General features: G+C 41.2%; 22 protein-coding genes and 1 tRNA gene. 15 read left to right on the top strand and 8 right to left on the bottom strand.

Annotated features, from left to right (window positions below):
* Window positions 1-7: 7 nt before the first annotated feature.
* The 5 genes from AACU33_RS31140 to AACU33_RS31120 all read right to left on the bottom strand — a co-directional run bounded on the left by AACU33_RS31140 (window position 8) and on the right by AACU33_RS31120 (window position 2,302).
* Window positions 8-424, bottom strand: a complete 417-nt coding sequence (locus AACU33_RS31140; protein WP_096594153.1) for an HNH endonuclease — start codon at window positions 422-424, stop codon at window positions 8-10.
* An 83-nt stretch (window positions 425-507) separates the two neighbouring features.
* Window positions 508-1,128 carry a hypothetical protein gene (locus tag AACU33_RS31135; RefSeq protein ID WP_096594152.1) on the bottom strand — a complete coding sequence of 207 codons (621 nt, stop codon included), beginning with the start codon at window positions 1,126-1,128 and terminating at the stop codon, window positions 508-510.
* Between the two features lie 44 nt (window positions 1,129-1,172).
* Window positions 1,173-1,373 (bottom strand): hypothetical protein, encoded by a 201-nt coding sequence (locus tag AACU33_RS31130; RefSeq protein ID WP_096594151.1) that lies wholly within the window; start codon window positions 1,371-1,373, stop codon window positions 1,173-1,175.
* A 105-nt stretch (window positions 1,374-1,478) separates the two neighbouring features.
* Complete coding sequence (locus tag AACU33_RS31125) at window positions 1,479-1,787, bottom strand: hypothetical protein (protein ID WP_096594150.1); 309 nt, start codon at window positions 1,785-1,787, stop codon at window positions 1,479-1,481.
* Complete coding sequence (locus AACU33_RS31120; protein ID WP_096594149.1) at window positions 1,784-2,302, bottom strand: hypothetical protein; 519 nt, start codon at window positions 2,300-2,302, stop codon at window positions 1,784-1,786. Before AACU33_RS31120 ends, AACU33_RS31125 begins: the two co-directional genes overlap by 4 nt.
* 172 nt (window positions 2,303-2,474) lie before the next feature.
* Here AACU33_RS31120 and AACU33_RS31115 point away from each other — a divergent pair, with 172 nt between their 5' ends.
* The 7 genes from AACU33_RS31115 to AACU33_RS31085 all read left to right on the top strand — a co-directional run bounded on the left by AACU33_RS31115 (window position 2,475) and on the right by AACU33_RS31085 (window position 11,588).
* Window positions 2,475-2,651, top strand: a complete 177-nt coding sequence (locus tag AACU33_RS31115; protein ID WP_096594148.1) for a ribbon-helix-helix domain-containing protein — start codon at window positions 2,475-2,477, stop codon at window positions 2,649-2,651.
* A 720-nt stretch (window positions 2,652-3,371) separates the two neighbouring features.
* Window positions 3,372-4,532 carry a trypsin-like serine peptidase gene (locus AACU33_RS31110; RefSeq protein WP_096594147.1) on the top strand — a complete coding sequence of 387 codons (1,161 nt, stop codon included), beginning with the start codon at window positions 3,372-3,374 and terminating at the stop codon, window positions 4,530-4,532.
* A gap of 88 nt (window positions 4,533-4,620) precedes the next feature.
* The gene (locus AACU33_RS31105) at window positions 4,621-5,025 is read left to right on the top strand and encodes a hypothetical protein (protein ID WP_096594146.1); all 405 of its coding nucleotides are present in this window, start codon (window positions 4,621-4,623) and stop codon (window positions 5,023-5,025) included.
* Between the two features lie 4 nt (window positions 5,026-5,029).
* Complete coding sequence (locus AACU33_RS31100; protein WP_096594145.1) at window positions 5,030-6,916, top strand: VMAP-C domain-containing protein; 1,887 nt, start codon at window positions 5,030-5,032, stop codon at window positions 6,914-6,916.
* A gap of 14 nt (window positions 6,917-6,930) precedes the next feature.
* A complete protein-coding gene (locus AACU33_RS31095) occupies window positions 6,931-8,037 on the top strand; it encodes a MoxR family ATPase (protein WP_096594144.1) in 1,107 nt (368 codons plus the stop codon).
* Window positions 8,038-8,049: 12 nt separating this feature from the next.
* On the top strand, window positions 8,050-8,172 hold the full coding sequence (locus AACU33_RS31090) for a hypothetical protein (protein ID WP_339376392.1): 123 nt from the start codon (window positions 8,050-8,052) through the stop codon (window positions 8,170-8,172).
* Entirely contained in the window at window positions 8,169-11,588 is a 3,420-nt protein-coding gene (locus AACU33_RS31085; RefSeq protein WP_339376391.1) for an SAV_2336 N-terminal domain-related protein, read from the top strand. Before AACU33_RS31090 ends, AACU33_RS31085 begins: the two co-directional genes overlap by 4 nt.
* 969 nt (window positions 11,589-12,557) lie before the next feature.
* Here AACU33_RS31085 and AACU33_RS31080 read toward each other — a convergent pair.
* The 3 genes from AACU33_RS31080 to AACU33_RS31070 form a co-directional block, all read right to left on the bottom strand.
* A complete protein-coding gene (locus AACU33_RS31080) occupies window positions 12,558-13,886 on the bottom strand; it encodes an ATP-binding protein (protein ID WP_096594143.1) in 1,329 nt (442 codons plus the stop codon).
* A gap of 214 nt (window positions 13,887-14,100) precedes the next feature.
* Complete coding sequence (locus AACU33_RS31075) at window positions 14,101-15,420, bottom strand: tellurite resistance TerB C-terminal domain-containing protein (protein ID WP_339376390.1); 1,320 nt, start codon at window positions 15,418-15,420, stop codon at window positions 14,101-14,103.
* Window positions 15,421-15,521: 101 nt separating this feature from the next.
* On the bottom strand, window positions 15,522-16,886 hold the full coding sequence (locus AACU33_RS31070) for a DUF815 domain-containing protein (RefSeq protein WP_096594141.1): 1,365 nt from the start codon (window positions 16,884-16,886) through the stop codon (window positions 15,522-15,524).
* 87 nt (window positions 16,887-16,973) lie between these two features.
* Between AACU33_RS31070 and AACU33_RS31065 the strand changes: the two genes are divergently transcribed.
* The 8 genes from AACU33_RS31065 to AACU33_RS31030 all read left to right on the top strand — a co-directional run bounded on the left by AACU33_RS31065 (window position 16,974) and on the right by AACU33_RS31030 (window position 24,959).
* Entirely contained in the window at window positions 16,974-17,294 is a 321-nt protein-coding gene (locus tag AACU33_RS31065) for a TMEM14 family protein (RefSeq protein ID WP_096594140.1), read from the top strand.
* A gap of 618 nt (window positions 17,295-17,912) precedes the next feature.
* The gene (gene gshA, locus AACU33_RS31060; protein ID WP_096594139.1) at window positions 17,913-19,052 is read left to right on the top strand and encodes a glutamate--cysteine ligase; all 1,140 of its coding nucleotides are present in this window, start codon (window positions 17,913-17,915) and stop codon (window positions 19,050-19,052) included.
* Window positions 19,053-19,521: 469 nt separating this feature from the next.
* Complete coding sequence (locus AACU33_RS31055; protein ID WP_096594138.1) at window positions 19,522-19,983, top strand: tRNA (cytidine(34)-2'-O)-methyltransferase; 462 nt, start codon at window positions 19,522-19,524, stop codon at window positions 19,981-19,983.
* An 809-nt stretch (window positions 19,984-20,792) separates the two neighbouring features.
* The gene (locus AACU33_RS31050) at window positions 20,793-23,078 is read left to right on the top strand and encodes a peptidoglycan DD-metalloendopeptidase family protein (protein ID WP_096594137.1); all 2,286 of its coding nucleotides are present in this window, start codon (window positions 20,793-20,795) and stop codon (window positions 23,076-23,078) included.
* A gap of 168 nt (window positions 23,079-23,246) precedes the next feature.
* A tRNA-Met gene (locus AACU33_RS31045) sits at window positions 23,247-23,320 on the top strand.
* Between the two features lie 173 nt (window positions 23,321-23,493).
* Entirely contained in the window at window positions 23,494-23,937 is a 444-nt protein-coding gene (dtd, locus tag AACU33_RS31040; RefSeq protein ID WP_096594136.1) for a D-aminoacyl-tRNA deacylase, read from the top strand.
* 115 nt (window positions 23,938-24,052) lie between these two features.
* Complete coding sequence (psb28, locus tag AACU33_RS31035; protein WP_096594135.1) at window positions 24,053-24,388, top strand: photosystem II reaction center protein Psb28; 336 nt, start codon at window positions 24,053-24,055, stop codon at window positions 24,386-24,388.
* A gap of 67 nt (window positions 24,389-24,455) precedes the next feature.
* Window positions 24,456-24,959: a MogA/MoaB family molybdenum cofactor biosynthesis protein gene (locus tag AACU33_RS31030; protein ID WP_096594134.1), complete on the top strand. Its 504-nt coding sequence runs from the start codon at window positions 24,456-24,458 to the stop codon at window positions 24,957-24,959.
* The last annotated feature ends 14 nt before the right edge of the window (window positions 24,960-24,973 follow it).

Below are 24,973 nucleotides of genomic sequence, written 5' to 3'. Positions count from 1 at the left end.
AACGATGTCATGAATCAGGCTGGCGATCGCCGACAATTTCATCCCAAACAAACTGTTTCCAATTAACAGGGATTAAACCTTTCTTGACCAGGCCATTTCTCATACCGTCATGCTTTCGATCAAGACGTAGCGCATGGCATACAGGGCAAAGGGTTCTTAAATTAGATGCATGATTGCTACCACCAGAAGATAAAGGACGAATGTGATCAATGTGAGCAACCCTAAGTTTGACTTCACCCATGCATAAGCCTTGAATTTTCGGAGGTGTATCTGTTGGACTTTGACAAATACCGCGATCGCGCTGGTAAATACGTTGTCTTGTCAGTTCCCACTGCTCTAGTGGTTGTCGCCGCCACCAATAAACTGGAAGGTTGGGATGCTGACGACGTTGCTTAATTTGCAGGTAGAGTGTGATTGATGACATGACGTGACACAACCTAACTGAAGATGACGTAACTCAACATGACTAGACGCTACTGGACTGGACACAACAGAAGACGACATGTATTAAACAATGGCAAAATTAGTCAGTTCAAAACGCCCATAACCAATGCTTTGCCTACCATCACCAATACCTACTAAAGTGCCAGCATTGATAATAGCTGTCTCTAAGGACTTTCTATCAACCACGACTGAATCCCAAAGAATAGTAAATGAACAGTGCCATCCAGGTTTCACAGCAACGCGGTAACGGATATTCCTAGCTTTAGTTGATGGGTTACGCACGCCAATGACTTCAACGTAGCTAGCAGGCAATTTCTCATTTTTGATAGTCCCTGCCTCAATGACTTGCGGTGGATCGGGCAACTTAATTGGCCCATCACTATTACAGATGTAAATCTGGTCGTCCATCACTTGTAACGTGCTGGCAATGTCTGCCAGTAAGTTACTTTTACCCCTTTTTACAGTTTTACCCCCATACTTGATACAACCGAAAAAGTATGTCGGAAGTAGAAATAACTGGCGTTCTTCATCCATGAGGACTGTCTTTTTCCACTCATTGGGGCTATTGCCAGCAACACCATCTTTCTCAGTCGCTTCTAGTGGTAAAGCATCAATGCCAAAATGGTGTATGGCAAGTGTTCTAGTTCCGACAATGGTGACTTTGGCTTGAAGAATGTTTGCCATGTTTCAAATGAACGGCGTAAATTTGACGTGCTGTATTGCTGAAGTTAATTGGAAGCAAACTGCTCTTGTTGCTCTACTACCGGATTGAAAATGATTGTTAAAACCACATTTGGAATTAGCCGCTTGAGTACTTGTAAATGGGCTTCTGCATCACTGCGGCGGCGAAAACGCCCAAGCATTTGATGCTGCATATTCGGAAAATGGCGAACTATACACCAAGGGCTTAATCGTTCAATGTAGGTCATAATAACCTCCGACAAATACTTAATTTCATAGATAAAAGCCACCCTACAGCGAGAGTGGCTTGTAAAAAAATGTCATCCTGATATTGAAATTTGTTGACTTTTCAATTACTGCTGACTTCTTTTAGAGACACAAAGCATCTCCAGAAATTCTTGAGGAATCTCCTCGAAGTTTTCTAGCAGCAAGTCCATCAGGGCGAGATGGCGTAAATCAGTAGGTGTTGGTCGGCGGTAATTGCGTCCCTTGGAAAACCAACGCCGGACAGTTGATATTGAGCGAGAGCAAATACGGGCGATCGCCTCGTGATTGACATCCCACTTGCCATAAAATTTCTTGGGTGTCATACCTAGCTGACAGTGGCTGTAGAAGTCAATTAGATTTTGCTCTCGCGCCTGTAAAGGGCGGGGATTATTCATAGCACCTGCGACCCTTCTATTGGTTCTAAATCTTCTTCCCAGGCAATGTCGGCAGATGTCCAAGCGGCACTAGGGCTATCTTTGCTCAACCAAATTAGGTAACACCAATTCCAGCGGCAGAGATGGGGTGCAAAGCTGTAAAATCTGCCGATCGCAGTTCCCCAGTCAGTGTCAGAACCGAGCCAGCGCAGTCGATCCCCGTACAAAAAGCGCGGTGTCTTTGCTGTCTCAGGAAAATCAATTGGTAAGTCAACAGCATCTGGAGAGAATTTCTGATGGAGTAATGCTGCTAGTGAATACTGCTGGCTTTGAGCAATCGCACTCACATAATTAGCAATCAATTCAGAATCAAGACTCTGAGCTAGTTGAGAAATCAGCACTGCTGCTAAGGTTTCTTTTTCTAGCGGCTCACAGTAATCGCTGAGTTTTGCCAATAGTTCAGTTATCGCGAAGTCATCTAAAGCTTGTAGATAACCTCTGTATTCATCTGTTTTATTGCCAACAGGCTTTAACATGGAATATGTCTCCTGTATGAGGGAGCCGAAAGCCAGCGTGTAACTTTCCTAGGGTCAACGCTGGCTTTTGACGTTATAAGTAATTATACGCAATTATTGTGTTTTTAAATGTGAATTTATGTGTTATAAGGCTTAAGGCATAAAAGTACACAAGAAAGCTTATGATAGTCACATGGGAAAAGTAACTGTAACTATTTACATGGAAGAACAAGACAAAGAAGCTCTACAGCAACTAGCGGATGCAGAAGAGCGCTCTTTGTCTCAAATGGCAGTGTTAATTCTGAAACGAGCAATTAAAAAGGCACGGGAGGAAGGAACTATTCGGCCAACTCAAGGAGAAGGAAAATGAAGCTTAGGTAGATCAGGAGCAGTTTGTCACTAGCGATCCTATTGCCAGAGGCACCAATAGCTAGCATTGAAATACTGTTGCAATCGCTAACTTAATCTCACAGCATAAACTTCATACAGTGGCGATCGCAGAACTAGCATAACAAGAAGATTGACTGGCAACTAATTACGGAACCGAAGCCAGGGAAATTAGAGGCTTAAATCACTTATTTATTGCTGATAGGTAAACTAGTCCCTATATATGCTGGTGAGAGTCCTGCGATCTCACCAGTAATTACATAATGCGGATCGCTCGGATCAGCGGATACGGATCATCTTAATTAATCCAACAGCAGACATACCTTTAACACCGTTCTGGACTGATACAGCTAATTCTGTGCATTAGTGAGGATAAAATAAACCGCAGATGTACGCCAATAAAGGCCGATAAGATGGATTTTCTTAATGCATCATTTTAAGCGTGTCAGTCCATTTCTCTGCGATAACTTCCTTGTTTAAGGTGGTACAGTAAAACTCTCTTCTTCTTGGATGCTCTAACGAGATGTTTGAACACCTCGTCAGGCTTTGTAACTGTTATCAATTCTCCGGAAACAAAACTGACAGTGTTGAAGTTACGTGTTGTTAGCTGCAATCTGGTATATATCTATAAGCTGTTAGAAAAATCGTGGATTTTAGTCTCCATCATTTTCGGAATCCTTCACCATAAAGGGCTAGAACAATTATGCAGGAGCAACTACAAGAGAAGGATATAAAACTTCTTGTGGAGGTTATGGCTGACTTAGCATACAACTCACAAGATAGCCATCCTGTAGTGTTTAAGGATTTACTACAGCGAGCGAATATACCAAAAAAATGGATTCAAGCTTTTGGACAATGGCCGTCGGATATTGGGGCGGCAGCTCGTACTCTAATTAACAATTGTTACAGTAGAGGTATCAATAATAATGATCCAAAATTCAATACACTAGGTAGCATTTTACAAATTTTGCTATCTGAGGAATTGGGACTCGACAAAGCTAGCATAATCGCTGCTGTGATAGTCCGGTATAAACTTATTCGAGATGATCAATTATTAAATGAGCTAATTGTCCAATATCAGGTTCCTATATCGCTCAAAGATAGTTCATTCCCTAAACATTATGGTCCAGAGATTGACTGGCAGGAACCGATTGAGAAATTACAACTCCAAAGTTGGTTCCACTCTGAACCTGAATTTTTCGATGTCGGATTTTTAATGCGAGGGATTCAACAGGCAGTTTCTGTATGCCGGATCGAAACATTAACCGGGAAAGCTTTAGGTACTGGCTTTCTTATTAAGAAAAAAGAGAAAAATTTACTGCTGACAAATTACCATGTACTTCCAAGAGAAAGCCCTTCTCCTGAGAGTATAAATGAAGATGCTAAAAAGATTCTTTTACGCTTTGGGTATTTCACAGCAAAAACAGGTAAGGCAACTGATGGTCAGACATTTCGTTTAGACCAGGAAAAGCCTATCTTCAACTATAGCCCTACTGAGAAGCTTGATTATGCTTTGCTTCAAGTTGAAGAAAAAATTAGCAAGGCAAGCGAAATTAAAGCGGCGGAATGTGATTTTGAGAGTTCCCCTAGCAAAGGCATGGGTTTAACGATCCTACAACATCCTGAAGGGGAATCTATGAAGTTGGCAGTCAGCTGGGATGGTATTACAAGCATTCACCAACAAAGTGGTCTGGTGCAATATGCAACAAAAACAGCAGGTGGTTCCAGTGGATCGCCTTGTTTTAATGAGGACTGGAAAGTTGTAGCCTTACATCATGCAGAGCGATCAAGATCATTTGGATCGATTCGGGAAGGTATTTTACTTAGCTCGATTTACCAAGAAATTAAATCTCTTCTGAAGTAAAGCGTAATTGCAAGAAGTTGCGTTCTCCAGATAAGTTAGTCAGATAGCGGATTTACTGTGGTGTTGAAAATCTAAGAGATAAAGCGCGATGGGTCGTCGAATTGTAACTACAAGTTATCAGTCTACAGGCGGATCAGTTGATACTTATTTCGATAAGGTGATTAAGTATATTCCAGCCGATATTGTAGGTGGCTGGGTAGCTGTCACTGGATTAATTAGTAGTGGAGATGAGGTGCCAACCAGCCTCTTGCTCTGGATTGCTTTTGTAGCTGGCACTATTTTAACGGCTCTTTGGACGCTTAAACAAACATCCGTTCCTGATAAGAAACCAGCAAGAACGCAGGTTCTAGTTTCAACAGGCTCATTTATAGTTTGGGTTTTTGCCCTCGGTGGTCCATTTGCTACGCTAGGATTCTATCGTCCACTTTATGGATCATTACTATTAATTTTCTATACCCTGGCTATTGGATTAGTAACTCCCCCCGAAAATTAAAGTCATGCTGGCTACACAAATGGAACTAAAGGATATTGAATTACTTGTAGATATTTTGGCTGATCTAGCACAAACCCAAAAAGATTATTTCAAAAATCTTGCTGCAAGGGCTGACTTACCAAAAAAGTGGCAACAGGAAATTGTCTGGGATGGGGCATCTAGACTAGACGCAAAGATATTAATTGATCAAGCTTTGGCAAGAGGTCTCAATACTAAAAACACCAAATTTTCTAGTTTAGGAAGTATTCTACACATAGTATGGAAGGAGGATTTAGGTACCGATAAGGGCATTGAGCTTGCTATTTTGATCGTTAAGTATAACCTTTATAATGATGAAGAATTGCTTAGAGAATTAAAAGAAGATAAGCAATTACTTAAAGAATTAAATCAGAGAGGGATTCAAGATTTTAATTATTTTGTTCAAAACTCCCTTTTCAGTAATATTCCTTCGATTACTTTAGAAGCATGGGAAAAGCTTAAAAACATTCTTGAGAAACTAATTGATTCTGAAGAAGAAGCAGATAAGTTTTTTGCTATTCAAGACGCTTGTCGAAAAACTCTACCAAGATCTGAACGGCATTACGCACTAACGATAAAGGCAGTTGATCAGGTTCTAAAGCGTCTTGATAAATACAATCCCCGGTATGGTATACCTAGGATTGCAGAATTTGCTTTTCACTTAACTAAAGATGAATATGTTGATAAAGCAATTAATGGAGAAATCAAAACTTGGCTTGAAACATATCGTTTCAAACAGCCTCCTATCTCCACTTCAGAGAGCCAATCCCTGCTTGAACCGCGGCTCTTCATTTGGATTGAAGAAACCTATAAAGAGAATCGATTTTCAGTACAAGCTTGGCTTGTGCCTGATTCTCCTTGGCTGATTTACGATACAGAAGTTACTAAAAAAAACTATCAATTAGGAGAGTTTTATAAAATAAATTTTTCATATATTTTCTCAATATTTAATTTAGATTATCTTTTGAATGGGAAAAATGTTTCTGAGAACGAAGATTTGGAATTAACACGTAAATGTCTTCTAAATTATGTATCGCTAAACTTATTACAAAGGATTAACCAGTCGATGACCCAAGGGTTTGTAAATACAAATGAAATTGATTTATCTATGGATGAATTAAAAGAAATTTTTAGTCTCATCATAGGCGAAACACTATTTCTATTACTTAAGGATAAAAAAGACTTCTATAGTGACAATTTAGATACTAATAATTTGGCAATTGAAGTTTTTCTGGAAGAAAAGCTCTTGGATACGAATAATATAGATCAGTGGATTGTTTTTGATTTGTCAAAAAAGAGTGAGCAGCGCATATATCCAATTGGTACGTCTTTCAGAGTTATCTTGCGATCTTTAGATAGATCAACTAAACGCGCTAAGAAAAAAATGAACCGACGTGAAGCCGAAACAGCGCAGCTCTTTCAAGTAGCTGAAGAGCAGGCCTTAAGACTTAAATGGAAGTCAGCGATAAACAAACTGAATTCAATTCCAGATAAGGATGATTTTGAATTTATTCATCAAATAGATGAATGGGATGCTGAACATTTGCGAATCCAGTTGAAAAAGAGAATCGGAGCTATGTTGGGTTGTTGTTCGGAGAAAAATAAGATCCTGAAGATGATCATCAACGATGAAGGAATTCCAATTGTCCTCTGGACTCGGTGTAATGATCTGACGATAGAGCAACTGAATGAGTTGGATGAGTTGATTTATAGTGGTTGCTTGCTTTCTCTACCAGAACGAGTTCTGAATAAGCGTTCTGAAACTCGTTCTAAGAGTTGTCCAAATAGCCATCTAGGATTTCATTTGGTAATCCTATGGAATGACCCGAACCGTTTTCCGCCTTCGCATGAAAAGCTTAAGTTTTTAGCATAGCTTAGGAGCAACCAGTGAGTAGGAATCAAGAGCAGGCAACACAGGATTGGAAAATTTTTAAGGGTAATTCTCAGCCACATGATGACATTAAACGGTTACCTGAGCCTCCTGGATGGCGAAGCTTTGGCCGAACTCACAAAGTTGAACAAATAAAATTTGCTGAAGTAAGCCAGGATGAAGCAGAAAAAAACCAACTGCGGGGAGCAACTTTTCGCTTACCTCAAGATAAGGATGGTCAAGACCTCCTTAATCTAGTCAACGCAGCGCTTTATTTGCGGCGTCCTTTGCTAATAACGGGTAAACCGGGTACTGGGAAAACTTTGCTCGCTTATGCGATCGCTTACGAACTCAATCTTGGGCCTGTATTAGTTTGGCCTATTACTGCTCGTTCTACACTACGGGAAGGGCTTTACCAGTATGATGCGATCGCCCGCCTGCAAGATGCTCAAGCCTTACAAATCAGGAAAGAAGCAGCGAGTAGAGGTAACAACCCAACCAATATAGATGCAACAGAAATTGATAATATCTCGATTGGTAATTACTTTACCTTGGGTCCCCTTGGTACTGCTTTCCTTCCTTATAAGCAACCCCGTGTTTTACTGATTGATGAGGTAGACAAGAGTGATATCAATCTACCCAATGATTTACTGAACTTGTTTGAGGAAGGAGAATATAAAATCCCAGAATTGGCTCGCCTCGCCAAACCAAATTCTACTGAATCTAAAGAATCTCAGCAGCCTGATGTTTTTGTTAAAGTGCGAACTCATGATAGCAGTTCTGCTTGGGTCAAAGAAGGGCGTGTGTGCTGCTATGAATTTCCCATCATCATCTTGACAAGTAATGGTGAACGTGATTTTCCTCCTGCATTTCTGAGAAGATGTTTGCGGATTACCATGCCTGATCCTAATGAAAAAGCCTTGACTGAAATTGTCAAAGCTCATCTTAAAGATACTGATTCAAGCAAGATTAAGCAATTAGTTGATGAGTTTCTTAAGCGGAAAAGCGGTGTTTTAGCTCCTGACCAATTGCTGAATGTAGTTTACTTACTAACCCGGCAATTTAGTCCTAATGAGACTGATGAAAAGACGTTGATTGAACAGTTATTACTGTATCTTGAATAACTTGGAGCCACCATGAGCGATCTCCAACATTTCTCACGAGCAGCTATCAACCATCCTCGATTACTGTCAGCCTTCAGTGGTGCAGGCAATAAAGTAAAAGCTATTAAAGGAAAAGCCACTACCATAATTGAATGAATCAACCTAAATATTCCATCGAATTCATGAGTGAGGCTGACTGGCAAAAAATGCCAGAGAGCGGCAAACGACTGATTGAGATGCTGGTGGCACGAATTGAGCAACTGGAGAGCAAGTATGCGGAACTTAAGGATGAGGATGGACAGTTACTGCTTGCTAAGTTCATTGCGACTTTTGGTGAGCTTGGGCTAATCGGAGAGGAGATTGCTGATATTATCTGGTTGACTTCGGAAATTCAGCAATATGAGCAGCTATTTTCACCAACAAAGGATTCTTCAGGGGAATCAAAAGCTAAGAAATCTGACAAGTTATTAGGCAGCCCAATAGATTCAAACATACCCATCGCTCCCTCTGCCCCGTCAGCTACCTCGTCTACCTCGTCACTATTAGATTCTCCCAAGCAATCAGCTACCTCGCCTACCCGATCATCATCAGATTCACCTAGACAAGTTGAGATTCACGCATCTGAAGAACAACCAAGTAAAAAATCAGCTCATGCTAGTCGAGATTTGGCGATAAGACTGCCAGATGCTCGTTCATTGCAGGAACCCTTGACCTTAGCTCGTGCCCTTCACCCTCTGTTGCGACGAGTACCAAGTGCGAATATGGTACTGGATGAAGCAGCTACTATTGAGCGGATTGCTGAAGAACAACTTTGGACGCTAGTTCTCAAACCGGATCTCGAACCTTGGCTAGACCTAGCTTTGGTTGTGGATGAAAGTAAATCAATGCTGCTTTGGCAACCAACTATTCGGGAACTCCAGCGGTTACTAGAGCGCTATGGAATTTTCCGTGATGTGCGAATCTGGGGCATGGTTATCGATCAAGTAATTGATAAGAATGGGCAAGTTCAGAGGCAAGTTCGTATTCGTCCAGGATTTGGGAAAGCTGCCCGTACCCAACGAACTCATAGTCCAGGAGAACTGATCGATCCGCAGGGTCGTCGGTTAGTTTTGATTGCGACCGATTGTGTTGCTTCTCATTGGCATGACGGCACGGTGCTATCAACGCTAAAAACCTGGTCACAGAGTTGTTCAACAGCAATTATTCAAATGCTGCCAGAATGGCTTTGGTCCAGAACCGCCTTGGGGCTTGCGGCTCCGGTGCGGTTTCAAGCACTATTACCGGGACTTCCTAGTCAGCATTTGAAAGCGAAGCCGCTCTCAGCCTGGGACGAAATCGATTTTGAAACTGGAATCCAGGTGCCGATCGTAACATTGGAGCCAGAAATCTTCACGGTCTGGTCGCAATTAGTTGCGGGTAAAGGTGGCGTACGGGCACCTGGCTTTGTATTTGAGCCAGAATTGTTTGAACCTGATGAAGAGGAAGAGAACAGTTCTGATAATGATCTCTCTGCCGAACAGCGGGTCAGGCGGTTTTATAATTCGGCTTCTCCAATGGCGTGGAAGTTGGCTTGTCTGTTAGCAGCAGCGCCTATCATTAATCTGCCAGTTGTACGGATCATCCAAGACCAGTTGTTGCACAACAAGTCTAAACAGGTTCACGTGGCTGAGGTGTTTCTAGGAGGTTTACTGAGACCCTTACAATCTCAATCCGAGATTACTCCAGATACCAATCCAGATACAATTCGCTATGACTTTGTGGAAGGTGTGCGAGCAGCGTTGCTGGAATCTTCTCTTCGGAGTGATTCTGTAGATGTATTGAAGGTGGTTTCACAATTTGTCGATAGCCGAATAGGGCGATCAATAGCAGATTTTGTAGCTTATTTAAGAGATCCTGACCAGATTAGAGATGGCGAAATCCAGTCAAGTCCTATCGCTACAGTGACAACCCAAATTCTAAAACAATTGGGAGGCGAGTATGCTCGGTATGCTGAGCAGTTAGAAAGCGTAGATGAATCTACCTCAGACGTGGGAGATTATCCGACCGACCAGCAACAGTCTGTTGGGGATGTAACAGTTTCTGGGAATGAGAATGCAACGGCATTTGTGAATGAAGCAGGCAATGCTGCCACCATCACAATAACTAACTACTACTACAGGGAAGACGTAAGAGTAGCACCTATTGATTCATCCATCGCTGCTGATAAAGATATTCCTTGTCCTTATCGGGGGTTGTTTCATTTTGGCCCCAATGATGCGGATGTGTTCTTTGGGCGGGAAATATTTATACAAGAACTTTATAGTGCAACTAAAACCCATAATTTTATTCCCGTACTAGGTGCATCAGGAAGCGGTAAATCTTCGGTGGTATTAGCTGGATTAGTCCCAAAGTTACAAAAAGAAGGTCATTGGCAGTTTACTCACTTTCGTCCTGGTTCCAATCCTTTCTATGCTCTAGCTGAAGCTCTTGTTCCACTTTATACGCCTGGGTTAAATGAAACCGACAAATTGGCCCTAGCCTACAGGATAGCTGGTTACTTGCAAGATGGCTCTTTGCTTCTCTCGGATGTTTTTGTGACAATTCGGCAAAATCACCCAGATTATCGCGTGCTACTGATTGCTGACCAATTTGAAGAAATTTATACTCTCTGTAACAATCAAGAAATTCGCCGTCAGTTTCTCGATTGCTTATTAGCTAGTCTAGAAACTCCGACTTCTCTGTCTTCATCGGCTACAGTGTTGGTAGCAACGATGCGGGCAGATTTTTTAGGAAACGCTCTCTCCTATCGTCCCTTTGCGGATGTTTTGCAAAATGCGGATGTGAAGCTAGGGCCGATGAATCGGGAGGAACTCACACAAGTCATTGAAAAACCTGCTCAAAAATTAGGGGTGACATTTGAAAGCGGACTGGTAGAACGCATTCTGGAAGATGTGGAAAACCAACCGGGAAATTTACCTCTGCTAGAGTTTGCATTAACAGAGTTGTGGAACAAGCGCACAGGGAAACAATTAACTCACAAAATTTATGAAGAAATTAGTCAAGTAGAAGGTGCGTTAGCTCGCCATGCTGATAAGAAATATGGCAACTTGACAGAGGAGGAGAAGGAAAAAGTCCGGCGCATTTTTCTTCAATTGGTGCGTCCGGGTGAGGGATCAGAAGATACAAAACGTATAGTGACAAAAGCAGAATTGGGGGAGCAAAGCTGGGATTTGGTCAAACGATTAGCTGATTATCGGTTGGTGGTAACAAGTCTCAATTCTGAGAGTGGTCAAGAAACGGTGGAGATAGCCCATGAAGCTCTGATTCGTAATTGGAGAAAACTGCGAGAATGGATGGATACAAACCGCGTTTTTAGAGTTTGGCAAGAGCGACTGCGGGTGGCAATGGAGCAATGGCAGGTATATAACAAGGATGAGGGATCATTGTTGCGCGGGGCGGCGTTGGAGCAGGCCAAGGAAATGCTAAAAGAACGGCGGGAGGATCTGAGTCTGGCAGAGCAAGAGTTCATTCATGCGAGTTTGACGTTACAAGAGCGGCAAAAAAAGAAAGGGTTCGGAAGTTGGTTTTCTTGAGTAACACCGAAAAGCTCATACTAACTACGAAATAGGAACCCTAGTTTCTCGCGTGCCATTTTAGCTTGAACCATAAGCGAAAAAGTGGTCTAAACTAACTCTTAAGCATAAAGGCCTTAGCTGTTTGTCTATAACTATCTCCAGCAGCATGAGTAGTAAAAGCACCCACCACTTTCTCTGGTAGCTAATCCAAGAGGCCGACAATAAAAGGAAGCATAAAATTTATTCCCTATTGTTCTGGAGGTAGATAAGACATTTGAAAATCAACAAGCAATTTACTATCTGCTGATGTTAATCCTAGAGATTTAGCGATAGTTACTGATTACAGATATCGTCTCATTGCTCCTTCGATACGGTTAAATCAGGTGATTTTTAATCTCTTTATTAACTAATTTGGGTCTCAGACAAAAACTTGAGATTTTGCGTGTGTTCATAAATAAGTTCATTTTCAAGCCCCTCCAACTGTACCGTCAACTACGGTATCTTCAAGTAATGGCTCACTCCAGGTAGGATTTCAGTAGATTTAGCGGTGAGTGCTTAATTTAGTCCCGCTTAGTTGAAAACAAGTGTTCTTTCTGTTTGAGTCCAAAATATAAATAAAAGTCAGGAAACCTTAACATTTACCTATTTGGGTGTAAATTGGGTGTAAAAATTATTTTATTAAGCTGAAACCCTTGTAAATAAAGGATTTTAAATAGCCTTCCAAGCTATTAATGCGGGTTCGATTCCCGCCGCCCGCTTAATCAGTAAAACCTCTGAAAAAGTTACTTTTCAGGGGTTTTAGTTTTGATAGAGTTATCTAAAATTCAAGTGTGATTTTCGTGATCAATCATGGGGCGATCGCAATCTTCCGCAAGCAATACATTCACAAGCAAAATAGATATAGTTTTTAGCTGGTTAACCCTTTAAATCCACACCTAAGACTAACCTGTTAAACAAACAGACACAAAAACAAATCACAAACTCAAATCACAAACTAAATTCTGCTGCATTATCCTCATCAAAGTTTGTATCTTTACCAGCAGCAGTAGGTTTAAATTGAGAGCCATGAATTAATTCAGATAAGGCTATTTTTGGGTTTTGGTGGAGAATATTTAACACACTGATAAAGTCTCGGACAATCTCCCCTGGTGTTAGCAATGCTTCTGCACCTAAGCGATTGACAATTTCTTGTACAAATTCATTTAACTGTCGATTTGCCAATGTTTTTTCATAGCCAAAATTGAGAGCATGAATTTCACTTATACGTTGCAGAAGTGTGAGAATCTCTTCTTGGCTTAAAGGGTTGAGTCGAATTACTGGGCCTGAATATTCTTGAACACCAGCTTGGGTCACAAAGCGGCTTTCTTTAGTACGTCTGCGCCAAGCTGGATCGGCAAATAATCCTCGATTTGGGTCTTCTAAAAACTTTGTAGTACCACCAATCAAAATACCCAGATGTTCGGCTTTGCACTGCATAGTGTCGTTAAACATTGCTAGCAGTCTATTATAATTTTTTTCTCGTGTAACTGTAGTTGATATTTGATAGAGATGCACAGATTCATCCATTAAGATTAACAGCCCTTTATAGCCAATTTCTGCAACAAATCTAGCCCATAGCTTGATGTAGTCATACCAACTATCATCATCAATAATGACACGCACACCTAAAGCAGCTTTTGCTTCAATTTTAGTGGTAAATTCTCCACGCAACCAACGCATAGCAGCATTTTTTAAACCATCATCATCTAATCTATAACCACGCCAATATGCGATAATGACGGTGCCAAAATCAAATCCGTGAACTAAATCTTCAATATACTGAACAACTTCTCTAATTTTTGCTTCTACTTGGTCATCGAAACCTTCATCATTCGGGCGTAGTCCCGATTCTTTCACTACTTCTTGTTGGATTTTATTAATCCATCCTTCCAAAATTGAAACTAAAGCACCACCATCAGGACGAGTTTTTGTAGCTAGGCGGCTCATTAATTCTCGATAGCTTGCTAAACCTTCATTGTTGCTTCCTGCTAGGCGGCGCTCTGAGGATAAATCAGCATCAGCAACTACAAAACCTTGCTCCATAGCACGGCTACGAATCAGTTGCAGCAAGAAGCTTTTACCGGAACCGTAGTTGCCAATTATAAAGCGAAATGCCGATACACCTTCTGCAATATCGTCGAGATTCTGTAACAGGCTTTTTAGTTCTAGTTCTCTACCAACTGCTATATGTTCAACTCCCATCCTTGGTACTACTCCTGCACCCAAAGAATTAATTAAAGCAGTGGTTATTTTTTTTGAGATTTTGAGCTTTGCCATGTAGTTGATCTCACCTGATTTTGAACGCAGAGGCTCACAGCCCGCAAGTTAAGTCAGGTATATGCTATACCTATTCAGTAATTTTACAACGGCATGAATAAATTAATTAACTATAGCCATTCTATTTGAGTTGAGAGAATTAACTTTTTAAAGGCTAAGAACTCCAAGGACACCAAGGGAAGACAGATATAATTCGCTACATCATTTGGAACTTTTATGAAGAATGTTGATATATGGCTAGCATTTTTTTGACGTTATTTGTATGCTCGTGATAAATTTCTGGATTTTCTACTCTCGGATCGATGATTAATTCACCCAAAGTAGCATCTGCTTTATCATTAATTGAATCAATTAGGAGGTTAGGCATAGTAATATTTGCTTCTGCTATCTGTTTAATAACATCGCGGGAATTTTCTTGCTCTAATATAGCTTTTAGTACTTGAATTTCATAATCTGGTAGCTGATGCAAAAAATTGTTCCATTCTTCTGGTAAGTTCTCAGAGACATCAGTTTCTATATTGAATATTTCTATAGGTTGAATTAATTCTTCAAAAGGGAAAATTTCTTGAATATCTTCGGAGACTTTTTCTGGGAAAATTTCGGGATTAAGGGTTTCTATTTGTTGCAGTAAATCCCAAACTTGGCTCTGTAATAGATCGCGTTCTGATTGCAATAATGAAACTTGCTCTTCTAACTGGTGCAATTCGGCTTGTTTTTCTATTGTTTTGGTTTGTAAATCATTCAGTCTAGATTCTATATTTTCTCTATTGTTTGTTGTATTACTCAGTAATTGATTTTTCTGATTAACCTCAAGTTCTAGATCTTGTAGTTGAATTCGCAGTTCGTAGAGTTTTTCTTCTACTTGAGGTTTAAGTCTCCCTAACAGAGTTAAATTACTTTCAAGCTCTTGCTTTGCTTGCTGGAGTTCGGAAATTTGATTCTGCAACTGATTAATTTCAGAGCGAGAAACATTACAATTCAATTCAAGTCGGCGTTTTTCTGATGTAAGAACCGAGAAAGAATTATTCAGTTCAGCTTTATTCTTATCTAAACTATGAACTTCTGCTTTCAGCACACTAAGTTCATTTTCTAACTGTTTTTTTTGTCCAGCAAAAGTGCTGAGTTCTCTATGGAGACTATCCCTTTGATTGCGGCATTCTGTGACTTTATTTTGAAGTTGTTTAGATTCTGCGTATAATGAACTGCGATGTTCTTCAATTTGGTCAATTTCTCGAACTATCCGCGACTTTAATTCCTCAAGTTCTCGAATTCGTTTGCGCAAAGAATTTAAAACAAGCATTTCATGGTTTTTACGCCGTTTATCTACACAAAATGCTGCTGCATAGGTAGCAAATAAAGTAATGATACCTGTGACAAAGGCTTTAGTATAATCCCAGTTAGGGACAAGACTAAGACCAAAACTTACACTAAAGGCAACTATTCCAAGAAACAAACGATTACTTACTGTTGCTGAGTGCATATTACTTATTTTTAGCCTAGTCAAGTTGACAAAATCAGTAGTTATGATGGACATTGCTCCTCACTTTCTTTCGCAGAAATCTGCGGCGACCGATATTTGCAAATAGCATTTTTTGTAAGTCCCTAAAGATTGAAATTCCCAAGCATTGAATTAATCTATTCTTGAGTATCTGTATTATTTTTTTCACTAAAAAGTGCTAAATCAGCTTTCAAGAAATCAACAAACTGACGTGCTGTGCGTCCAGAACGACCATTATGGCGAGTAGCCCATTGTAATGCTTGATACTCCAAATCTTCTGGGCTAATATTAATTCCTGCTTGTGCTGCTAAATGCCGGACAATTTTTAAATAAGTTTTTTGATCTGCCCCCTCAAAGGTCAAGGTTAGTCCAAAGCGATCGCTAAAAGAAAGCTTTTCCTGCATCGTATCCCATACATGGATTTCTTCTCGATCCTTGGGAGCAGGCCTATCTGTATAAAATTCTCGAATCAAGTGGCGGCGATTGGAAGTTGCATAGACAACTACGTTTTGCGGTCGTGCGGTTAAATTACCTTCTAAAACTACCTTGAGTGCTTTAAAGGCATCGTCATCTTCTTCAAAGGAAAGGTCGTCCACAAAGATAATAAATTTCTGTGGTACTCCTCGCAATTGTTCCACAATGATTGGTAAGTCTTGTAATTCAGATTTTGTCACTTCCACTAAACGCAGGTTACGCTGACTATACTCATTCACCAAAGCTTTTACTAAGGACGATTTTCCCGAACCGCGACTACCATAAAGTAAAACGTGTAGTGCAGGTTCACCTGCTAATAAAAACTCTGTATTTTTTAACAAAGCGTCCCGTTGTGACTCGTAACCTGCTAGTATGCCAAGTTTGACAGGATCGGGATGCTGAATGCCCACAAACTTGCCAGCTTGCCAGCGCAAAGCCCGGTATTCGGCAAATAACCCTGTACCAAATTGGCGATAATAAGCGGCTAAATCTTCGATAGTATCAGCCCAGTTATCTGAATGATGCAAAGAGGCGATCGCCTTAGCTTCCAAACGGGTTTCTACTTCTGTCTTATCTTGTTCTGTGTACCATACAATTGGTGACACAGGTAGATGAGCTACAGTTTGTACCCACTCGCTCAAAAAAGCGCTGCTACATTCATATAAACTCTGCAACACGTGTAAATCTTGCTGTGCGGCTGCGACTAATGCTGTGGGAAGATTTGCAAATTCTTGTTTTTGAGCCAGTTTGGTAAATGGATTCTCCGCAATCAGAATTTGATTTATTAAGTAGTCTTCCCAAGTTTGATTTTTAGCAGCTAAGGCGTGAAAGTAACTGCCGTAGGCTTGAAGACAACCCCGCCCATCGGCATCGGTGTAGCGTATAGCTTGCAACAGTTCTAGAAATGCTATCCCCACTTCGCTTTGAAGAACAGATTGGTAAAGTAAGAGTGATGCTGCTTGACGCTGGAGGTACTGAATTTTGGCATAGGATGAAGTGCTTCCCGTAGACATCGCTTGATTATCCATCAATCAATTGGGTGATGAGCTTCAACAGCTATGGTAAATTGTCTGCCGACCCTTGCTGCAAAGTCAAAATCTACATAGGTTTTAACAATGGAAACAGGTATAATTGCCGCTTTTGTCTATGGCATTTTGGCGTTGATTGGTGGCATTATGGGCTACATTCAGGCTAGTAGTAGAATTTCGCTAATAAGTGGTGTTATCAGCGGTTTATTACTAATTTTCGCCTCTTTTCTCCAATTACAAGGACAACCCTGGGGTTTATTGGTAGCAACTTTGGTTACTGCTGTTTTAGTGGTTTTCTTTTGCTTGCGGTTAGCAAAAACACGCAAGTTTATGCCTTCAGGATTAATGGCTATTTTGGGTATGGTGACATTAGTGCTGATGTTAAATCAAATTGTTGCTATCAAGTAGGGTAAACTTCGATCGCCTTAGGCGCGTCTAAGCAATGTTGGCGAGAGGATAACACTGTCAATAATCATTGGTCATTTGTCAATACAAATGACCAATAACATGAATGGGATGTAATTTTGATATGGATAATTCTCCCTGTTCTGAGTAATTATTTATAGTACATTTATATTACTGCAAAGTTGCACTTTTGAGTTTAAAAGCAACTATGTTGTTCCACAAACTAGTACTAAGTTTATGGGAATATACAAAATAGGAGGACTATATTGCCTCTAGACAAATTTGGTACTGATTTTGTGTAGGCGATCGCCTGGCAATAATAGGCTTAACTAATGCTGGTGTTTTCTGCCGGGAAATTGGCAGCATTCTCGATTGCATAAGGCTGCTAGTAATGTCTATCGCTCTGAGGAATCAGTGAAGAATTGCTAATTATGGATCGCTAATACTAAGGACATAAATTATTTATACCTTTAGTATTCCTGAGTTATAAAAAACAGGCAGAATGCTTGTGTTTATTAGTTCGCAGTTAAAAAATTCTGAATTTGACTTGGCATCAACGTTGATGCAGAAAATCGTCTCGTTCGATACAATTTAGAGGCTAAGAGAGCCGAGGAGAATGAAGTGAGCTTATCGAAAGGCTTTGAAATTGAGATGTATACGGGCACACCTCAAGGTGAAATCGTCGGACTCTCTGACAAAATTGTTGAGGCTTTAGACGGATTTGTACGAGAGCCAGATAGCCGCAACGTAGAATACATAACTAAGCCATTACACAGTTACGAGCAGTTATTGTGTGCCCTGCTGCGTCCTCGTCACGAACTACGAAAATATCTCAAACAATTGGGTAACTATACCTTAATTCCAGGTAGTACCTTATCTTTGGGTGGAAGCGATCGCTTTTTCCGTTCCGATCCAGCTAACCCTTACCACGACTATATTGAGCGCACTTATGGCACAAAAGTAGTCACAGCTAGCGTACATATCAATATAGGTATCAGCGATCCAGAACTATTAATGCGGGCGTGTCGGGTAGTGCGAGTAGAAGCACCTTTATTCCTCGCCCTCAGCGCTTCATCACCATTTTTAGAAGGTAAAGCTACTGGTTATCACTCTACTCGGTGGGGGCTATTTCCCCATACACCAGCTCGTGTGCCTTTATTTGAAAGCCACGCTCACCACATTCAATGGGTGGAAGAACAGCTAGCAGCTGGCACAATGCAAAATGTGCGGCATTTGTGGGCATCAGTCCGCCCCAATGGCGATCGCCGTCCTTATGAATTGAATCGCTTAGAACTGCGAATTTGCGATTTAGTTACAGATCCAATCGCCTTACTCGCAATTACTGCGTTGCTAGAAGCTCGTTTGTTGCAGGTAATCGAAAATCCTGACATCGATCCGTTAACACAAAGTAGCTTCACACCAGAAGAACTGATCGGCTTAACTGCTAGCAACGAAGCTGCTGCTGCCACTACAAGTTTGGATGCTCCGCTTCAGCACTGGCAAGATGGTAGAACCATTATCGCCAGAGACTGGATAGAGCAAATGTACCAAGAAGTTTGGCCGATCGCTAAACAACAAGGGTTTAGTTGTTTTCTTTCTCCTTTGCACAAAATTCTCCGCGAAGGTAATGAAGCTAAACAATGGTTACAACTGCACGCAGTTGGGTTTGATTCCCAGCGAGTCATCTCCCAAGCAATTGTCGCTACCCAAGAACGGGAAATCGAATTAGAGGATAAATTGTGTTCCCCCTCAATGGCGTAACACCACACCCCTCTGTCTTCTTACAAATGGTAGATTTTTTAGGAAGCGGAGAAAAATTGGTATAGGGCATCGGGCATTGGAGAGCCAGTCGGGTGGATGGGTCTCCTAACTTGAGCTAACTGGCGTTATTGGGGAATGGAGAACAGTCAAGAATCCAGGGTCAATGGTCAAAACGTAATAGGCAATAGCTAAGGCTCATTGTTCCTCTCCCCCTTGTTCGATCTCTCCCTGCTCCTTGCTCCCTTAACTTTCGGCTATAGCAGTTTCAACACAAAAATTTAAAAATTCTTGTTCTTAGCGATAAATACTCTCAGATACTCCTCTGAGAGTTAATTTGCTATGTTTTAAAAATCTAATCGATAGGCAGAGCTTGATAATTATTAACAAAACCTATAGATAGTGCCCAACCCTTGGTAGAATGTGCCGAGTCGATACATTGTTTTTTACACTACATTCTTGCCACTGAACAATGCCGCAGGTAGTTTTAGTTAACCCTCAAATTCCCCCGAATACAGGCAATATTGCGCGTACTTGTGCTGCTACAGGTACAGAATTACATTTGGTAGGGCCTTTAGGATTTGAAATTAGCGATCGCTACCTTAAAAGAGCTGGTTTAGATTACTGGCCTTATGTCAAGCTCAACTATCATGAATCCCTAGAAGCCTTTAAAAACATCCATCAGGAACGTGGTGGTAGATGGTTAGGTTTCAGCGTTAGTGGCAGTTCTAATTATGCCCAATTTAATTTTCAAACAGATGACTGGCTGCTGTTTGGTAGCGAAACTACTGGCTTACCGCCAACAGTTCTATCAGCTTGTGATGCAACACTATATATTCCTATGGCTCAACCTAAAGTTCGCAGCTTGAATCTTTCTGTAAGTGTTGCAGTAGGATTATTTGAGGCGCGCCGTCAATTGGGTTATTTACAATAGAATCTTTGGCAATATTTATAAGTAAAAACACCTAAGCGATTCTGAGATATCTTGAGATATCATTTGCCCAAGTAGTTGATTTCAGCAAATATATCTATTGTTACAGCCAAAACGATGTGAATGGTTATACTTGATTCTGTAGGCTCTTCTAAATAGTTGAGTAAAAATTACTTAAAAAATTAGGAGAGCTTATATAAGAAATTTATATCGAAAATTTGCGTCGATTCGGAATTTGAATGATAGATTTTGATGAATTTCAATTATCTTAAACATTGGGAACAAAAGCGATAAAACCCAGTCTTATGGGGCATTTAATCATTTTTGGCTCAAGCGGTAATTGAAAGAAGCGCAAAATTAGCTGCGAGATAATACGGTTGTTTTTTAGGGAATAATCAACGTAAAGTCTCGTGTTGGGTAGACGGATTGGATAGAAATCTCTTGAAGATATCTACAGCAGGGAGATTTGCTTTTCGAGAAGTCGAAGCTAATCAATTGCAAAGAGCAAAGTGGACTTGGCAAAGGATTTATTTTTGTCCATTCCCAGCTACTTCAGCAATACAGGCGCAGACAACTGCAAAAGGCAAAACATCCTAAGGTGTGAGGAACGAGCGGACAAGTCAGCACAGCAATTTTAAGTTTTGCTAAAAGGTGTGAACTTGTCTAAATCAGAGAAGCAGGTTAATCTTGCGTAAGTATCTCTGGTGGGTGTGATCTTGATCAATCATTTGATGTGATCTAAATCATTGACTAGTATCAGACTGAAAAAAATCGAGGTCAGTTAAGCGCTAGTGATCAATAGGAGGTCGTCTTTGAAACGAGCATTGAAAAAGAGAGTAAAGGCTGTGCTGAAAAATACCCCCAGCAGTGAAGGTGCCCCGGTAGAACAGTCAAACATGAGCAATTCTGTGAGCAACCACAGGGCGGGAACAAAAGCCGCCATGATTGGCTTGGCAATCTCAATGGGAGCAACCAGCCTCTTGGTAACTCGACAAAGCGATCAAGCTCAAGCAGCGGCTCCTGTAGGCAGCCAAAAGGCAGCCTCAACGATTCCTGCTGCTCCTAACACCGAGATGAAATTTGCTCCCACAAAGCTGGAAAACCAAACCGTCTCCTTAGTGAGCGTGCCGGAAAATCCTGTCATAGTGGAACCAACAGCAATTTCACAGGTGCCTGGGCTTGAAGCTAAATTGCAAGTTGCGGCAAGTGGAATGTCTGTGCCAGTTCCGGTTTCAGAAACAACCGCCAAAACTACAGCAACCTATAAGAGTTCTTTTTATCAGCAACCCCAAGTTTTACAGGGTTTGCAAGCAGCTAACAAGCTAAAAGAAGTACAAAAACTTTCTATTGCCAATAGTGTAGTTAATTCGCCAACTACATCACTGACAGCAGTAGCAACAGACAATGCAACTGCTAACAGTGAAGTTACTGCTCAATTAAAGGCGCAGCAAGAGTTTGCGCTGAATAGGTTACAAGAAAAATCGAACCGTTTAAAACAAAGTCTGGCGGAGTTGCGGTCTGAGGAGAGTAAGAATTTATCACAAGTTAACGTGGGGTTGTCTCAGCCAACAGCTGTAGTTGAGAAAGCGCCACAACTCAACGCAAGCACCATTACAACAGAGCAGCTACCAATTACCAATGATGCTAGCAAAGCCAGCCTGATATCTAGACTAAAACAGGCAAAAGCGGCATCTACTCCCCTAACAACTCCTTTACCAACAGCAACTCCTGTACCAACTACACTCAAAGCTGCTGTACCATCGACTGCTGTTGCTTACGAAGTTAAGCCCGGTGATACTCTAGCAGCGATCGCTAATCATTATGGTACTTCCGTCTCAGAATTGGCTAAGGCAAATCATCTGAGCAATCCAAATCAACTGCAAATCAGTCAAAAACTGGTTATTCCATCTGCTAGCCCATCCAAGTTAGCAATTAATCCGACTGTAGAGCAGGCTGATGTTACTTCCAAAGTAGCTCTATCCCCAGCGAACACAGCTATTGCTAACCCAACTTTACCTGTGACATCACAGTTACCAGTTGTTGCTAACAACAGCAGTGTTACCGTACCAACACCAGTAGCTACTAGCAACCCAATTCCAGCAAATACGGTGGCTTCTGAAATAGTCCCCGTTCCTACTAATGCTTATGGAGTTGGTGGTGATGCTCCGGTGCCAAAAGTTTTTGTAGAAATGCAGGAAAATCAAAAACCGCAAAAACTAGCAAGCACCAAAAGTAATGAGCGTCTTCAAAGCTTACAAGCAGAAATTCAGAGATTGCGTGAGAAATATCGCGCTCAACAAGCTGGTGTAGTTACCCCTGCCGTTAGCGAAAATAATAATGCTGCGGTTGCAGTGCCAGTTGGTAATCCAAATAATTTTGCGGTATCCAGCCCCACTTTGCCACGGAGCGCTGTACAGATTCCTGTGCCTTCACCCATTGGGACGACTAATTATAGCGTTCCACAAATGAAGCCCCTTTACCGGGCACCTCAACCAACTAACGAGCCAGTAAATCCAGAGTTCTTTTCTAACCAAAACCCTGGACGCAAGACACCTGCTCCTAGAATCGCAACTCCGCCTCGCGGAATCAATGCTTCTGACTCCCTAGGAAAGATGCGAGGAACGACAGTTTCTCCAGGTTTACCGCCTTTGTCAGCAGTAGATCAATATCTACCTAAACCAATTGACGAAACTATACCTCCTCCATCTTCATCATCTGTAGCTTACATTTGGCCAGCAAAAGGCGTGCTGACCTCTGGCTATGGCTGGCGCTGGGGCAGAATGCATAAAGGAATTGATGTTGCAAACTCAACTGGTACGCCAGTTTACGCCTCAGCTGATGGTGTGATTGAGAAGGCAGGCTGGAACAACGGTGGTTACGGCAATCTTGTTGATATTCGCCATCCTGATGGCAGTATGACTCGCTATGGCCATAACAGCAAGATTTTAGTGCAGCCAGGTCAGCAAGTGCATCAAGGAGAAACAATTGCTCTTATGGGTAGCACTGGTTTTAGTACTGGCCCGCACAGCCATTTTGAAATTCATCCAGCAGGTAAGGGTGCAGTTAACCCAATCACTTATCTGGCGAATCGGATCTAGTTTCTGGCTGTCTAGAATTCAATCATTACATTTTTCATAGAGGGAGTTTAACTCCCTCTTTTGCTAGGCATAGCCATCCTCTTTAAACCCCAAGCAAAAATTAATTGCCAGTTAGACTAGAAATGAACAAACTTTTCTGCTATATTTAGAAATCATGTGAAAAAACACGGCTCAGTAGCTCAGTTGGTTAGAGCACGGGACTCATAAGCCTGGGGTCGTTGGTTCAAATCCGACCTGAGCCATTTAAAAAAACTAATAATTGTTAGGGTTTTATTAAATAGCCAAGGAATTGGGGCTAGCTGATGTTAGTTATCTTTGACTATGACTATAAAACTATGTATGATGCTGCTATTTTAATACTTACTAACTTCTCTATCTGACTTGGAGTAAATTTTTAATAATAGTCAAGTGGTTCATGCGCGTTATCATCCAGCGAGTTCAATCATCTCAAGTTACTGTTAATGGTGAAATTGTCGGCAAAATAGGTCGGGGACTCAACTTACTTGTGGGGATTGCTGATACTGATACCGATGCCGATCTCGATTGGATGGCGCGTAAGTGCTTGGAATTGCGATTGTTTCCTGATGAACAAGGAGGCGACCGTTGGCAGAAATCTGTGCAAGAAATTGGTGGTGAGTTGCTGGTAGTGAGCCAGTTCACCCTTTATGGTGATTGTCGCAAAGGTCGCCGTCCCTCCTTTGACCGTTCAGCTACTCCTCTATTAGCTCAAGATTTGTATGAACGATTTGTTACCAAATTACGTATCAGTGGTTTAAAAGTGGAAACTGGTGAGTTTGGTGCAATGATGCAAGTTGCCATTGAAAATGATGGGCCTGTCACTTTGTTACTGGAACGGTAAGCTAATTAAGTATTGAGTCGTAATTAACGAATCTCAGTAATAGCGAAGATTGCTTAGTTCTAAAATGATGAGAGAATAATATATTAATCATTACAAAACTTTAAGTTCACTCATCATGGCAAAAATCCAATTTTCTAGAGGTATAGACGAAGATGTAGTACCTGATGTCCGCCTAACGCGATCGCGTACTGGTGAAAGTGGCACTGCAACATTTATTTTTGTCAATCCTAAAGCTTTGGCGCAAACCACTACCGAAGATATCACCGGGATGTACATGATTGACCAAGAAGGGGAAATCATCACCCGCGAAGTCAAGGCTAGATTTGTCAACGGCCGACCAGAAGCACTAGAAGCAGTTTACCTGATCAAATCTGCCGAAGAATGGGATCGCTTTATTCGCTTCATGCAACGGTACGCTGAAGAAAACGGTTTAGAATTTAGCAAATCTTAAGAAGTCAAGAGTCATTAGTCATTAGCTAAAGGCTAAGGACTAATAACTCTATTGAAATAACTTACCTATGACGCAACAACCTCACCCAGATTCGCCGATAATCACAGTCAATTGTGCTGTTGTCACTGTTAGCGATACACGTTCCCTGGAAACAGATAAAAGCGGTCAGCTCATTAAGGAATTACTTTTAGCTGCTAATCATCGTGTATTAGCTCATCAAATTATCAAAGATGAGCCAAAACAGATTCAAGAACAGATAAAACTGCTAGGTGAGGCTACAGATCTAGATGTGGTAATTTTCAATGGTGGCACAGGTATTGCACCAAGAGATACTACCTATGATGCGATTGAAAAATTGCTGGAGAAGACATTACCAGGATTTGGAGAATTGTTTCGTTTTTTGAGTTATCAAGAAATTGGTTCGCGGGCGATCGCCTCACGTGCTGTTGCTGGTATTTATCAAAATCAATTAATCTTCTCTCTTCCTGGTTCAAGTAATGCTGTGCGGCTAGGAATGGAAAAATTAATATTGCCAGAACTAGTTCATTTAGTCAGTCAAATGCGTAAGTAATCTGACAATTTTCT

The organism is Calothrix sp. NIES-2098, from assembly GCF_963875125.1.
GTDB lineage: Bacteria > Cyanobacteriota > Cyanobacteriia > Cyanobacteriales > Nostocaceae > Aulosira.
Note: the sequence above shows the minus strand (reverse complement) of the source record. Positions and strands in the feature narration are given on the sequence as shown.